The following is a 13,397-nucleotide window of genomic DNA, read 5'->3' on the forward strand; positions in this document are numbered from 1 at the left end:
TTAAGCTTCCTCCTTCTTGTCTTGCTTAACAAAGAATGCCAGGATGAAACCAAGAACGGCGAAACCAAGACTGATCATAAAGGCGATCTTGAAACCATCCAAAGAAGCATCCAACATCTTGCTTGCGTAGCGCAATGGTTCCGTAACCTTCAAATGGTTACTTGGTGTGTTGTTGTTGATAACGTTTTGAACAACTGATGTCAACAAGGCAACCACAACAGAGTTGGCAACCTGACGCAAAGTGTTGTTAGCGGCAGTACCGTGAGATGTCTTTGCATCGGGCAAAGCGGCCATGGCCTTAGTTGTCATTGGCATCATGGCCATGGCAATCCCGGCCATTCGAACACCGTACAAGACACTAATAATAATGGTTGGTGTTTCAGGAGTTAAGAACAAGAATGGGAAAGTTCCCAAACCAAGGATGGCAAAACCAACCATTCCTAAGGCCCGTGCACCGACCTTGTTATACAAGGCACCTGAGATGGCACTGAAGACACCCATCAACAAGGCTCCCCAGAGCAAAGTCAATCCAGAATCAAAGGCTGACAAGCCACGCACGTTTTGCAAGTACGTTGGCAACATCATTTCGACACCGAACATCGCCATCATGGCCAAAATTCCAACAACAGATGGAATCGTAAAGTCCTTCGTCAAGAAGACCTTAACATCCAAGAATGGGTTCGATAATTTCAACTGACGCCAAACGAAGACTACTAAGAGTGCAACACCGGCAAAAATTGGTACGAGCACGTTTGGCACATTGCCCCAACCGTGTGAACCGACGTTGGTGAAGCCCCACAAGAAGAGACCAAAACCAATCGTTGAGAGAACCAATGACAAGAAGTCCAACTTAGCCTTCTTAGTTGGAATAACGTTCTTCATCAAGAATGGTGTCAAAACCAAGGCAATTCCAGTAATAATCAAAGGAATCAAGAAAGTTGAGCGCCAGCTATCAGACAAAGTGAAGCCCAAAATCGTGTGGTCTTGCTTCAAAATCCAACCTGACAAGGTTGGGCCAATGGCTGGGACCATTCCAATAACCAATCCCATCGCACCCATGGCTGCGCCTCGTTCTTCGGGGGCATACATGTTTAAGATGACGATTTGCATCATTGGCATCATGATTCCAAAAGCCATGGCTGAAATAATCCGGCCAACAATGAAAATCCACCAAGATCCACTATTTTCTGGTGTGGACATTGTTACCAAGACCCCAATAAAGAGTAATCCATAGGCAACCATGTGTAAGATTTTGGTTGGAATTCGGTTAGCTAAGTAAGCTGACAATGGCACCATCATCCCGTTAAAGAGAAGGAACCATGTCGTTGCTTGTTGAGCTGTCGACAAGTTAATGTCGAAAGCCTTCATTAGGGAAGGAATAGCCGTCCCCAATGATGTCTGCATCAACGCACCGGCGGCCATGGCAATCATCATGACCACGACGACGAGTGTTCGATTGTAAGTTCGAGTATTTGTTTGAACTGCTTCCATCGTTATTTCCTTTCGTGGTACAATGTGTACCAGTTACTTTATGGAACATAGTGTAACAGTTAGATTTAACTGAGTCAACATGTTTCACTAAATTTATTTATTTGCTATAATATTCTTAGAAAAAAAGGAATTTAATCACAAAACGACACTTGTCGTGGAGGAACCTAGATGAAATTTGGCCAACAAGAAAATATCCGAGTTAAGCAACAAATTGTGGACGGTTTTTTTGAGCAATTAAAGGAACAACCCCTTTCAGAAATAAGAGTTGCACAGCTCATTAAATCAGCTGGAGTCGCGCGGGTAAGTTACTACCGCAACTTCGATAACATCGAAGATATTTTGACCTTTTACTTAACCTGTTTGGTGACCCAACACCATGAGCAAGAGAAACAAAGTTCAATCCCCCATAATCGCACCCGGGAAACCATGAAGAGACGCTTTACTGATTCTTTTGTTGCATTTAAAAGCCAGGAAGAACGGTTTATGCTGTTAATCGACAGGGGGCTTTCCAGCCATATTTATGAATTTTTTGTAAACTTTGGCGAAATTATCAAGGCTAAACATCCTGAAAAAAAGCATGGCTTTAATTATAAACATATCTTTGTTTTTGGTGCTTCCTTTCACGTCATGATGGCCTGGTTACAAAACGGAGCCAAAGAAAGTCCCGAAGAAATGGCTGATTTTTTGGTCAATACGATGCCAGATAGTTTTTTCGACAAAGAGCCGTCAGTAGAAGAATAAATCATCCCCACTTCAACCAAGAAAGCCAAGCTTACCATGAGTTTTGGCTTCTTTTTTTGTGCCTTTCATCCAAAATAGCCCACAAAAAAGCACCCGGGAAGCAGGACCCGGGTGCTATTAGAGATGTATTTGAAGAAATATTGTGAAAAATAATGCTAATTTAATGAGAATAACTTATTTTAAAACGACTTGCCAATTTTCAGGCACTTGAAGAGTATGACGAACTTTGACCAAGTTATCTTCCTTGTGTTGCTTAAAGAGCCACTCGTTAAAGTCGTTCTTATAAACCCACTTGGTCGTAACTGTTTTCACCTGAGCCTGCGTCACGTTTGCCTTTTCATAAGTTGCTGACTGCTTGACAGTCTTAACAACATCACTCTTATCGGGAGCAAAATGAGCACTGGCCTGTTGGTCACTAGCTTGATCTTTATAAATCAAAACATAGTTATCAGCACCAATCTTTTTGGCTGCAGCCATGCCAACTGGCACTTGCGCTGGGGCAGCTGAATAAACTTGCGTCGTTGTTGTGACCGTCTTCTTTTCCATGCCAAGGTGGTCATGCATGTTTAGAGTCAAGACAATTGTCAAAGCTAAGACTCCCAACCACAAGATGCCACCGATGATATTGCGAACAGCAGCATTCTTAATCACAAAAATGACAGCACTGGCAAGGATTGCTAATAGCATAATAATCCAAAGAATCATTTATTTGACTCCTTTCCGCTCTTCAAGAAAATCAGTAAGAAGATACCAATAACAGCAAAGATAAAGCTCAAGATGAAGGCGATTTGGAAACCATCCATCGAAGCGTTTAGAGCCTTACTTGCATACAAAATTGGGTCAGTCGTCTTCAAAGAACTACTTGGCAAGTGGTTACTTGTCACGTTTTGCACGACAGAAGTCATCAATGCAACTACCACAGAACTAGCAACCTGGCGAACTGTATTATTTGCAGCCGTTCCATGTGAACCCATTGAATCGGGCAACGCACTCATTGCAGCCGTTGTCAGTGGCATCATTGTTAGAGCAACACCGGCCATTCGCATTGTATACAGGACAGTAATTAATAACGTTGGCGTCTCTGGTGTCAAATAGATATAAGGCAGTGTTCCCAGCGCCAACATGGAAAAACCAACAAATGACAAACGTTTTGTACCAACCTTGTTATACAAGATACCAGCAATTGGGCTAATAAGGCCCAAGCACAAAGCTCCCCACATCAGCGTCAAGCCTGAATCAAATGGATTTAAGCCACGTACATTTTGCAGATACGTTGGCAACATCATTTCAACACCATACATCGCCATCGTCAGCAAAATAATTTGTGCTGAGGCAATTGTAAATTCTTTATTCATAAAGACTCGAATATCCAAGAATGGCTTGTCGAGCTTAAGTTGCCGCCAGCCAAAGAGAATGATGACAACGATACCAGCTGAAATTGGCAGGATGACTTGACTCCAATCACCCCACCCCTGGGTACTTACATTAGTGAAGCCCCACAAGAAGAGACCAAAACCAATTGTTGACAAGACCACTGAGAAATAATCCATCTTGATTTTTGATGTTTGAATAACATTTTTAACGAAAACTGGCGTTAAAAGAGTTGCAATGGCAATAATAATAAATGGAATAATAAAAATTGATTGCCAATGATCCGACAAAGTCAGGCCAAAAATTGTATGATTTTCTTTCAAAATCCAACCAGTCAATGTCGGACCGATGGCAGGACCCATTCCAACGACCAACCCCATCATTCCCATGGCTGCACCACGCTCTTCTGGGGCATACATATTAATGATTACGATTTGCAGCAGGGGCATAACAATCCCAACACCAAGTGCAGTGACGATTCGTCCAGCCACAAATATCCACCAAGAATTGCTATTCTCAGGAGTCAGCATGGTAATGATAATTCCAACCAGCAACGCCAAAGAAGCAGATAGTTGCAAATATTTTGTTGGTACTCGGTTAGCCAAATAGGCTGAAAGAGGCACCATAATTCCGTTTGTTAGCAAGAACCAAGTGGTTGCTTGTTGCGCTGTTGAGATACTAATGTCAAAGGCCTTCATCAGACTTGGCAAAGCCGTTCCCAATGAAGTTTGCATCAGTGATCCAGAAATTGCAGCAAGCATCATAATGGTAAACGCTAGTGTTCGATTGTAGCCTTTTCCGTTTTGTGTTACAGACATTTTCTTTTTCCTTTCGACGATTTTTAACCCGTCCCTTTATGAGACATAGTGTATCATCAGCTTTAAAATGAGTCAATATGTCTCATTATTTTTTATTTATTTGCTATAATGATTTTATACATGATACATTACATGGAGAAAATTATGCATCAACCACCAGAGGACAGTCATTTAAAAAACCAAATTGTAGATGGCTTTTTTATCGAACTCAGCGAACATCCCTTCTCAGAAATCCGCGTTGCCCAATTAATTAAATCAGCCGGTGTTGCTCGTGCCAGCTATTATCGCAATTTTGAGAATATTGAAGATATTTTAAACTACTACTTAGACCGCTTACTTGTAGAACACCGCTCCCATTCAGACAAAATTCCCAATTCACGTTCTTGGACAAAACAGAGTATCAAAGATCAACTGCTCGACCTGTTCACCGTTTTTGGTGCTGAACAGAAACGGTTTAAGCTCTTGATTCAAGGCGAATTATCCAGCCATATTTACGAATTTTTCCAAGCAGTATCGGAAGAAAGGAACACCGAACGACCAGCTGATTGGCCAACCGGTTACCCGCGAGACGTCTTTTCTGGTGCTGTTTTCCAGGTGATTATGTCCTGGCTACAAAAAGGCACTAAAGAAAGTCCAGAAGAAATGGCTGATTTTTTAATTGAATACCTGCCCGAAAAATTATTTGAACAGTAAAAAGACCAGAAACCCTCGAGGTTTCTGGCCTTTTTCATTTCTATTTTCGTCTCAGCACGCCACTTTCAAATCAGTGCTTGCTGGTTAGCCGTTAAAAAGTCCATAAAATACTGACTGGCAATCGGCAGTGCTTCCTTCTCCCGGTAAGCAATCGCCACGGGACGCTTGACCTGCGGCTCAACTGATTTTGCCACCACGTTAAAGTTAGTCCGACTAACCACTAGCTCTGACAACATACTGATACCCAAGCCGGCCTCGACCATAGCCATAATCGTGTAATCATCTTGAATGCGGTAGCGGACATTAGGCGTCACACCCGCCTTGCGAAAGGCCTCGAGTGGTTCGCTATAGCCCCCACCCTCGACCAAAATAAAGGGTTCTTCTGTCAAAGACGCAATCGGCACTCGGTCTAATTTTGCCAGTGGGTGATCAGCCGGAAGAAAGGCCTTCATCTCCGTAGTGTGGATGATTTGTTTAGCCAGTCCATCCCCATAGTCGGCCGTCATAAGGCCAAAATCAACAGTTCCATCCTGAATCCAATTGACAATGGTTCCATAATCACCCTGATGCAAAACAAATTCAATCGCCGGGTAGCGTTCTTGAAACCGTTTGAAAAGGTCTGGCAGCCAGTAACAACTAACACTTGTAATGGCACCAATGCGGACAGTCCCCGTTTCAAGGCCCCGGATTGCCCCCGCTGTTTCTTGCAAGATTTGGTATTGGCGCAACGACCGCTCAATATAGGGATAGAGCTTTTCGCCTTCTGGGGTCAGTTGAACACCTTGACGCGAACGCTTTAACAATTGAATGCCAAATTCCTTTTCGAGGCTGGCCACCATCTGGCTGACCGAGGACTGCGTATACCCCAATGCTTGTGCAGCCTTGGTAAAGCTATTCATTTGGAGAATTTTTTCTAAAACTAGTAAATGGTTCATCAATCGTTTTTCCTAATACAACTATACGATTTATTAATTGTACTTATCATATCATTTCTTCTATAGTAAGAGAGCTAGAAAGAAACATTTGAGGTATTAGTATGAACATTTTTAAAAAAGAGTCAGTCGCTAATTTTCTAAGCGCTGATGCTCGTCTCCAAAAAACATTAACCGCCAAGGACTTAATTGCCCTTGGCATTGGTGCCGTGATTGGTACCGGTATTTTCATCCTACCCGGTCACGAAGCTGCTAGTCATGCTGGCCCGGCCGTAGCCGTTGCCTTTTTAATCGCCGCCCTCGTCTCTGGTTTAGTCGGCATGGCCTATGCGGAGTTTTCTTCCGCTATGCCAATTGCCGGTTCAGCCTACTCCTTTGGCTCCGTTATCTACGGGGAATTTGTTGGCTGGATCTTAGGATGGTCACTGATTTTAGAGTATTTTTTGGCTGTTTCAGCAGAAGCAACTGGCTTTGCGGCCTACTTTAATCACAACATTTTAGCGAGCTTTGTTCTTAACCTGCCAAAGGCCCTGCAGGCCAGCCCAATGGAAGGCGGTTTGATTAACTTCACCGCTGTCGTGATTGTCTTGATTATTGCCGGAATTCTCATGATGGGAACCGAATTATCAAAGAAAGTAGAAAACTTTGCCGTCATTGTCAAAGTAGCCATTATCATTCTCTTTATTATTGTCGGCTTCTTTTATGTCAAAACCAGCAACTACGTACCCTTTTATCCAAAAGAATTTCACAGTGTTCCCTTTGGAATGGGCGGTATCTTTACGGCAGCGGCAACGGTCTTCTTCGCCTTTATTGGCTTTGATGCCCTCGCTTCCAATTCAGCCGAAACCATTAATCCCGGTAAAAACGTCATCAAAGGCATTTTGGGAACCGTCATTATTGCCGTAATCCTCTACGTCGCCTTTTCCTTAGTTTTGACTGGTATCGTCAACTACAAAGAACTGAACGTCGATGACCCCGCCGCCTATGCACTTCAGGTGGTCCATCTGACTGCCTGGAATAAACTTATTACGATTGGCGCCCTCTTTGGAATTTTTACCGCGATGGTCACAATGTTTATTGGTGGGTCACGACTCGTTTATGCCCTTGGGCGCGACGGTCTTTTGCCTAAAAAATTAGGTCAGGTGAGTCAAAAGCATGCCGTCCCAACCAATGCAGTTTTAATTGCAACCGTGGTCCAGGCAGTTTTTGCTGGGCTCGTCCCACTAACTCAATTGGCTTCGCTGATTAACGCCGGAACATTGATTGCCTTTACCTTTATCTCTTTTGGTATTTTAAAACTCCGTCGTCGATCAGATATTCAAAATACCGGTTTCAAGATGCCCTGGTATCCATTCCTGCCAATTTTGGCCGGTCTTTGCAGCATTTTCTTTATCATCATGCTGCCAGATATCACCAAGATTTCCGTTGGCATTTGGCTCTTGATTGGAATTGCCGTCTACTTCACCTATAGTGTCCGTCACTCCAACCTACAAAATCAGTAACAGAAAAGGGACTTGCGTCCATCAACGCAAATCCCTTTTTTTAATTTAATCAATTGTTGCCGCACACTTTTCAATGTATGCTTCGCGGTCTTTTTGTGTCGCATCACATCCTTTCCCAAACTGATTTTTGAAAAATTTTTTTCACTACACGGACACATCTTGACAATTTTTGGTCAAAAGTCCATACTTCTTTACAAGAATACCGGAGGCGTAAAAAATGACTCAAACATGGTTTCTCAACCACTTGACTACTCTTGTTAGTGGCCGTCTGATGGCCAACGCAAAACGGCCATCTGCTGTCCATGTTTCTGCTATTTTAAAGACAAAAACGCCTGCAGACTGCCTTTTTATGGTGTTTGCTGTCCGATTCTTATTTCCTTTTATGCAGCTTAATCAAGGCCAAAATGTGGGCTTTTGCTATCGGTGTTAGAGACTGTCAATTTTTTGATGGTCTTTTTATTTTTTCATTTATCCAACAGCGGATTTTAATTCGTTGGATATTTTAATATTCACTTGATACTCACTTAATCTTGATATAGCGCTTTAGGCCTACACTATTTTTATTCGAACGAAGGAGGTCCTCGCTTTTGCGATCAAAAAGGATACACAAACTTGATTGGTACCTTGTCGGCATACTGATTCTCAGCGCTATTTTATATGGCTGGGGTATCTGGGATGCAGGCAGTGCCAACAGTTTCTACACTGCAGCCATCACTTCCATGACCAAGTCATGGTCAAACTTCTGGTACGGGGCATTTGACCCAGCCGGCTTCATCACGGTGGATAAGCCACCTGTAGCGCTTTGGTTCATGGCCATTTCCGCTAAGATCTTCGGCGTTCACGGTTGGTCCGTTGTCCTCCCAAGTGTCTTGGCTGGAATTACCTCCGTTTATCTCATGTACCGTCTCCTAGAGCCAAAGTTTGGTGCCTGGGCTGGACGGACAGCCGCATTATTCATGACGTTGACGCCCACTGTTGTTGCCAACAGCCGGACAAACAACATGGATGCTATCTTAGTCCTCTTCCTTCTATTAGCGGTCTTCACATTGCAAAAGGCCGTGAACAAGAGGAACGTCTGGTTAGTCATGTTAAGCTTTGCTCTGATTGGTGTTTCCTTTAACATCAAGATGCTCCAAGCCTTCATGATTTTGCCAGCCATGTTCGCCTACTACATTATCGCCATCAAGATTCCTTGGAAAAAGAAGATTGGCTGGTTGGGACTCGCACTCGTTTCCCTTTCCGTCTTCACCTTGGCTTATCCAATGGCAGTTGATTCAGCAAGCAAGAGTTCGCGCCCCTATATTGGTAGTTCTCAGACTAATTCCTTGATGGAATTAGCCTTTGGCTACAACGGGACGCAACGTTTACTTGGGCAATCAACTGGTACTGGTGGTACCTTTGCTGGTATGGGAACAAAGAAGACTTCTAAGTCTTCAAAATCAGCAACTGGCACGAACCAAATGGGCCAGGCTCCGACGACAGGAACTGGTACAACTGGTCAGACCACTAATGGTCAAAATCAGACCGGTACACAAACCGGTCAGACAACAAACGGTACTGCACCAACTGGCCAAGCTCCAACTGGTACTAACGGTCAAAACCAAACAGCACCAACTGGTCAAGCTCCAACCGGTATGAATGGCAAGAAGCCAACCGGTAAGATGGGCAAGATGACTGGTCAACCTGGTGGTAAGACTGGTAAGCGTGGCGGTATGGGCGGTGCTGGAAGTGCCTTTGCCATCGGTTCTATCGGACCATTCCGTCTCTTCCAGTCCGATCTTGGTTCTCAAATCGGTTGGTACCTCCCATTAGCCTTCCTTGGCCTCATCGCCGGTTGGCTTGGCTTCCGCAAGCGCGGTAGCAAGTGGTACCACGTTTCAAGTGAACAAGAAGAGGTTCTCCTCTGGGCCGGCTGGTTCGTCCCTGTTTACGGCTTCTTCTCAGTCGCTTCATTCTTCCACCCTTATTACACCATCATGTTGGCCCCAGCCATTGCAGCCTTGACGGCTATCGGTGTCGCTGCCGTTACCAAGATGATGAAGGTCGATGTCAACAGTGAAGATGAAACAGTTGACAAAACACAACCATTTGTTGCTCGTATCATGCTTAGTGTCGCCGTGATTGCCACGCTACTCCTACAAGCTTATTACGTTTCTTCTTACTACCCAGTCATTACTGGTATCCTGATTGTCCTGGCCGTTGGCCTCGGTGTCTGGTGGCTCTTCCCACAAAAGACAGCAATCAAAGCAAAGGTTATTGCCACAGCCGTTTCAGTCTTGGCAATGGGTGCCTTCTGGGCAGCCACGCCAACCATCACCCATACTTCAGCAGCCATCCCAGCTGCCGGTCCATCCCTCTTCAGTCGTGGTGGCACCGATATGGGTGGCACTGTGAACAAGAAGCTCTTAGCTTATACTGAAAAGCACCAAGGTTCTGCTAAGTACCTCTTTGCCACAACCGATTCAAACTCAGCTTCTGGTTACATTATCAAATCAGGAAAGGCTGTCATGGCCCTTGGTGGTTATAATGGTACTGATCCAACGATGACCTTTAAGCAATTTAAGCAACTCGTTAAGGATGGTAAGTTGAAGTACTTCGTCCTTGGTACTCGTAGCAAGAGTTCCGATGGCCAAATCAAGAAGATCTTGGCCTGGGTTCGCGAAAAGGGTACGGTTGTCAACTATGACTCAAGTTCAAAGTCTGCAACGACAGCTACTAACCAAACAACAACAGCTACAACAACGACAACTGCTGGTGGTGCTACAACTGCAGGCGGCATGACAGCCGGTGGTCCAACAGGAATGGGTGGCTCTTCAAGCTCTACTCTGTATGATTTGTCCTCAATTTATTAAGACGAAAGGAGTCCAATTATGTTGACACGTTCAAAAATCCCACGGTTAGGGTTAATCCTACCAGCTTATAACGAAGAAGAAGTTCTTCCAACCACGCTGAACGTCCTCCAAGGGATTAAAGCAAGCTTGGTTGAACAGATGCTCGTCAGCGAAGATAGCTTCATTATGATTGTTGATGATGGTTCAGCTGATAAGACTTGGTCAATTATCCAACAGCAAGAACGACAAAATTCCGACATTATCGGCGTTAAGTTGTCCAAAAACTTTGGTCATCAACCAGCCCTCTTGGCCGGTATGACCGAAAGTAGCAAGCTCGCGGATATCATGATTACCCTTGATGCCGACATGCAGGACAATCCGGACGTCATTAAACAAATGGTCGAAAAGTACTTAGAAGGCAATGAAGTCGTCTATGCTGTTCGCTCTAGCCGCCAAACTGATACCTGGTTCAAGCGTAATTCAGCTCTAGCCTTCTACAAGTTGGCTGGTTGGTTAGGAGTCAAAATGGTCCCCAACCACGCTGATTTCCGCTTAATGAGTAAAGTTGCCGTGAAGGCCCTCCTCAAAATGCCAGAACGCAACGTCTTTCTCAGGGCCATGGTCCCCTTGGTTGGTTTCCAATCCGCTAAGGTCTACTACGAGCGTGGTGAACGTCAAGCCGGTGAGTCCAAGTACCCACTAAAAAAGATGCTCTCCTTTGCCATCGATGGGATTACCAGTTTTAGTATCCAGCCGATTCGCTTGCTCCTCCACCTAGGAATCCTCGTCCTCGGAATTGCCGGTGTCGAGATTGCCTATACGGTTTTTGAAAAAATCGTCGGTAATCCAACGGCCGGTTGGTCATCATTGATGATTTCCATCTGGTTACTCGGTGGTTTGAACCTGATTGCCTTAGGTGTTGTCGGCACTTACATCGGTAAAATCTTTACCGAAGTCAAGCACCGTCCACTCTTCCAGATTGAGCGTGAGGATGGCTACCCGGTGGCAGAAGACCAACTCACAAAAGTGAGTCCGATGCCCCAGTCAGAAGAAACAGAAACACCAAGTTATGAAACTGATTATCAGGTTGTCCACCAAGTGATTAGTCGCTAAGCGATTGATTAATCTGGACTTGGCTTAATCAACAAACTTCCCCTCAAAAGGATGTCGCTAACAATCATGTTAGCGGCATTCTTTTTTGCTTCCAGGGATGATTGATTTTAATTTTTAAAGTCATTTTAAAAAGCGTTTTGGAAAATAAATTAAAAAAAGTGTTGACAAATGAGAAAAAACATCCGTAAACTCTAATAAAAAGTTGATGTTGAAGAGATAAGTAAACTTTAGCGGCAAATGATAGAGAGCTGACATTTGGTGAAAGTCGGTTTTGCTTAGAAGTTGAAAATGGTCTTGGAGTCGTGTAACGTGGTGAGTTTTGTTAAAATCAGCCGCGTTCGGGTGCGCCCGTTACCGCGTTAGAGTATCTCATTTTTTGACGTACTTGTTGAGTGACTAGCAGCGATGCTAGCCAGAATCCGGGTGGTAACACGATTGAATCGTCCCGTAGTCTTTTATGACTACGGGACTTTTTTATTGTCCTGTATCCAAAACAGCAACAAATACTAAGAAGTCCCGTTTTATCAAAGGAGAAAAAACAAATGGCAGAAGTTGAAAGTTTTACATTAGATCACACAGCAGTTAAGGCCCCATACGTTCGTTTGATTGCCACCGAGCACGGCAACCAGGGGGACACGATTTCTAATTTTGATTTACGCTTGGTCCAGCCAAACGAAAATGCCATCCCGACGGCTGGCCTTCACACGATTGAACACCTCCTCGCTGGTCTTTTGCGCGACCGCTTAGCCGGTGTCATCGACTGTTCCCCATTTGGTTGCCGGACTGGTTTCCACTTGATTACCTGGGGTGAGCCATCAACGGAGGACGTTGCCATCGCCCTCAAAGAATCTTTAGCAGAAATCAGAGATACCATCGAATGGCAAGACGTTCAGGGCACGGACAAGTTTAGCTGTGGCAACTACAAGGACCACTCCCTGTTCTCAGCTAAAGAGTGGTCCGCTGAAATCTTGGACCAAGGGATTAGTTCTGACCCCGATGTTCGACAGGTTGTCTAAGTAACCGATTGCGGGACAAGTCACAAAACGCTGACACTAAACAATCATCCCCATCTCAGCTAGCAAATTCAGATGGCCCCCAGTGGCCAGTCAGGAGGACAAGATGAGTCAAAAAGTTGCCATTATCACGGGCGCCGGACGCGGTATCGGTGCTGCCATCGCCAAACGACTGGCACAGGAAAACTTCAAGGTTGCCGTGGCCGATATTAACCAACAAACAGCCGAAAAAACGGCGGCCGAAATCAACCAAGATCAGGCGAATAGCGCCAAAGCCTATGTTCTAGATGTTGCCCAGCGCGACCAAGTTTTCACCCTCGTTCACCAAGTTGTTCAAGACCTGGGTGAGATTGATGTTTTCGTTAATAATGCCGGCGTCGCCTATATCGAAACGATTGTCGACAGTGACCCAAAGGAAGTCGAACGGCTCTTCGACGTCAACCTCAAGGGCACCTACTGGGGCATCCAAGCAGCAGCTAGCCAATTCCAACTTCAGAGGCACGGGGGCAAGATTATCAATGCCGCTTCCCTAGCGGCCGTTGAAGGATCGGCCCTACAAGGTGCCTATTCGGCTTCAAAATTCGCCATTCGTGGACTTGGTCAATCGGCGGCGAAGGAATTAGCCAAGGATCATATCACGGTTAACGCCTATGATCCCGGCATCGTGATTACCCCATTACGTGACTACATCGATACCAAAACAGCCAGGATCAAAGGAACCACTCCCGCAGCACAGCGACAAAGCGTGGTTGATGAAATTGCCTTAGGGCGGGCAGCCACACCAGGAGATGTTGCCGATATCGTTTCCTTTTTGGCATCTGACCAAGCCAATTACATTACTGGTCAATCAATTTTGATTGATGGTGGCATGCGCTACCACTGATTTCATTGA

11 protein-coding genes and 1 other annotated feature are annotated in these 13,397 nt (G+C 44.9%); of the genes, 7 read left to right on the plus strand and 4 right to left on the minus strand.

All coding sequences use genetic code 11. The annotated features are described in order from the left end of the window. Positions 1 to 1,491 (minus strand): MDR family MFS transporter, encoded by a 1,491-nt coding sequence (locus FT12353_RS04505; RefSeq protein ID WP_203618786.1) that lies wholly within the window; start codon positions 1,489 to 1,491, stop codon positions 1 to 3. 168 nt (positions 1,492 to 1,659) lie between these two features. On the opposite strand from FT12353_RS04505, the gene FT12353_RS04510 reads away from it, so the two are divergent. Continuing rightward, positions 1,660 to 2,232: a TetR/AcrR family transcriptional regulator gene (locus FT12353_RS04510; RefSeq protein ID WP_168778779.1), complete on the plus strand. Its 573-nt coding sequence runs from the start codon at positions 1,660 to 1,662 to the stop codon at positions 2,230 to 2,232. Positions 2,233 to 2,406: 174 nt separating this feature from the next. Here FT12353_RS04510 and FT12353_RS04515 read toward each other — a convergent pair whose 3' ends face one another. Continuing rightward, a complete protein-coding gene (locus FT12353_RS04515) occupies positions 2,407 to 2,937 on the minus strand; it encodes a DUF4811 domain-containing protein (RefSeq protein ID WP_203618794.1) in 531 nt (176 codons plus the stop codon). Further along, the gene (locus FT12353_RS04520; RefSeq protein ID WP_203618796.1) at positions 2,934 to 4,421 is read right to left on the minus strand and encodes an MDR family MFS transporter; all 1,488 of its coding nucleotides are present in this window, start codon (positions 4,419 to 4,421) and stop codon (positions 2,934 to 2,936) included. The genes FT12353_RS04515 and FT12353_RS04520 overlap by 4 nt, the downstream gene beginning before the upstream one ends. 144 nt (positions 4,422 to 4,565) lie before the next feature. On the opposite strand from FT12353_RS04520, the gene FT12353_RS04525 reads away from it, so the two are divergent. Then, entirely contained in the window at positions 4,566 to 5,114 is a 549-nt protein-coding gene (locus FT12353_RS04525; protein ID WP_203618798.1) for a TetR-like C-terminal domain-containing protein, read from the plus strand. A gap of 65 nt (positions 5,115 to 5,179) precedes the next feature. Here FT12353_RS04525 and FT12353_RS04530 read toward each other — a convergent pair whose 3' ends face one another. Continuing rightward, positions 5,180 to 6,049 carry a LysR family transcriptional regulator gene (locus FT12353_RS04530; RefSeq protein ID WP_203618800.1) on the minus strand — a complete coding sequence of 290 codons (870 nt, stop codon included), beginning with the start codon at positions 6,047 to 6,049 and terminating at the stop codon, positions 5,180 to 5,182. A gap of 101 nt (positions 6,050 to 6,150) precedes the next feature. Between FT12353_RS04530 and FT12353_RS04535 the strand changes: the two genes are divergently transcribed. From FT12353_RS04535 to FT12353_RS04555, 5 genes are all read left to right on the plus strand, one after another. Further along, complete coding sequence (locus tag FT12353_RS04535) at positions 6,151 to 7,548, plus strand: APC family permease (protein WP_203618802.1); 1,398 nt, start codon at positions 6,151 to 6,153, stop codon at positions 7,546 to 7,548. Between the two features lie 587 nt (positions 7,549 to 8,135). Beyond that, complete coding sequence (locus FT12353_RS04540) at positions 8,136 to 10,400, plus strand: glycosyltransferase family 39 protein (protein ID WP_203618804.1); 2,265 nt, start codon at positions 8,136 to 8,138, stop codon at positions 10,398 to 10,400. An 18-nt stretch (positions 10,401 to 10,418) separates the two neighbouring features. Beyond that, positions 10,419 to 11,492 carry a glycosyltransferase family 2 protein gene (locus FT12353_RS04545; protein ID WP_203618806.1) on the plus strand — a complete coding sequence of 358 codons (1,074 nt, stop codon included), beginning with the start codon at positions 10,419 to 10,421 and terminating at the stop codon, positions 11,490 to 11,492. 199 nt (positions 11,493 to 11,691) lie between these two features. After that, positions 11,692 to 11,943 (plus strand) — a binding site (T-box leader). Positions 11,944 to 12,034: 91 nt separating this feature from the next. Beyond that, positions 12,035 to 12,508 carry an S-ribosylhomocysteine lyase gene (locus FT12353_RS04550; RefSeq protein ID WP_168778788.1) on the plus strand — a complete coding sequence of 158 codons (474 nt, stop codon included), beginning with the start codon at positions 12,035 to 12,037 and terminating at the stop codon, positions 12,506 to 12,508. Between the two features lie 103 nt (positions 12,509 to 12,611). Next, a complete protein-coding gene (locus FT12353_RS04555) occupies positions 12,612 to 13,388 on the plus strand; it encodes an acetoin reductase (RefSeq protein WP_203618814.1) in 777 nt (258 codons plus the stop codon). Positions 13,389 to 13,397: the final 9 nt, after the last annotated feature.

The sequence above is a fragment of the Fructobacillus tropaeoli genome, assembly GCF_016860625.1.
Classification (GTDB): Bacteria; Bacillota; Bacilli; order Lactobacillales; family Lactobacillaceae; genus Fructobacillus; species Fructobacillus tropaeoli.

What these genes read in the sequence shown, in the direction of transcription:
- FT12353_RS04505 (WP_203618786.1), bottom strand. Translation starts at nt 1,491, where the DNA reads ATGGAAGCAGTTCAAACAAATACTCGAACTTACAATCGAACACTCGTC.
- FT12353_RS04510 (WP_168778779.1), top strand. Translation starts at nt 1,660, where the DNA reads ATGAAATTTGGCCAACAAGAAAATATCCGAGTTAAGCAACAAATTGTG.
- FT12353_RS04515 (WP_203618794.1), bottom strand. Translation starts at nt 2,937, where the DNA reads ATGATTCTTTGGATTATTATGCTATTAGCAATCCTTGCCAGTGCTGTC.
- FT12353_RS04520 (WP_203618796.1), bottom strand. Translation starts at nt 4,421, where the DNA reads ATGTCTGTAACACAAAACGGAAAAGGCTACAATCGAACACTAGCGTTT.
- FT12353_RS04525 (WP_203618798.1), top strand. Translation starts at nt 4,566, where the DNA reads ATGCATCAACCACCAGAGGACAGTCATTTAAAAAACCAAATTGTAGAT.
- FT12353_RS04530 (WP_203618800.1), bottom strand. Translation starts at nt 6,049, where the DNA reads ATGAACCATTTACTAGTTTTAGAAAAAATTCTCCAAATGAATAGCTTT.
- FT12353_RS04535 (WP_203618802.1), top strand. Translation starts at nt 6,151, where the DNA reads ATGAACATTTTTAAAAAAGAGTCAGTCGCTAATTTTCTAAGCGCTGAT.
- FT12353_RS04545 (WP_203618806.1), top strand. Translation starts at nt 10,419, where the DNA reads ATGTTGACACGTTCAAAAATCCCACGGTTAGGGTTAATCCTACCAGCT.
- FT12353_RS04550 (WP_168778788.1), top strand. Translation starts at nt 12,035, where the DNA reads ATGGCAGAAGTTGAAAGTTTTACATTAGATCACACAGCAGTTAAGGCC.
- FT12353_RS04555 (WP_203618814.1), top strand. Translation starts at nt 12,612, where the DNA reads ATGAGTCAAAAAGTTGCCATTATCACGGGCGCCGGACGCGGTATCGGT.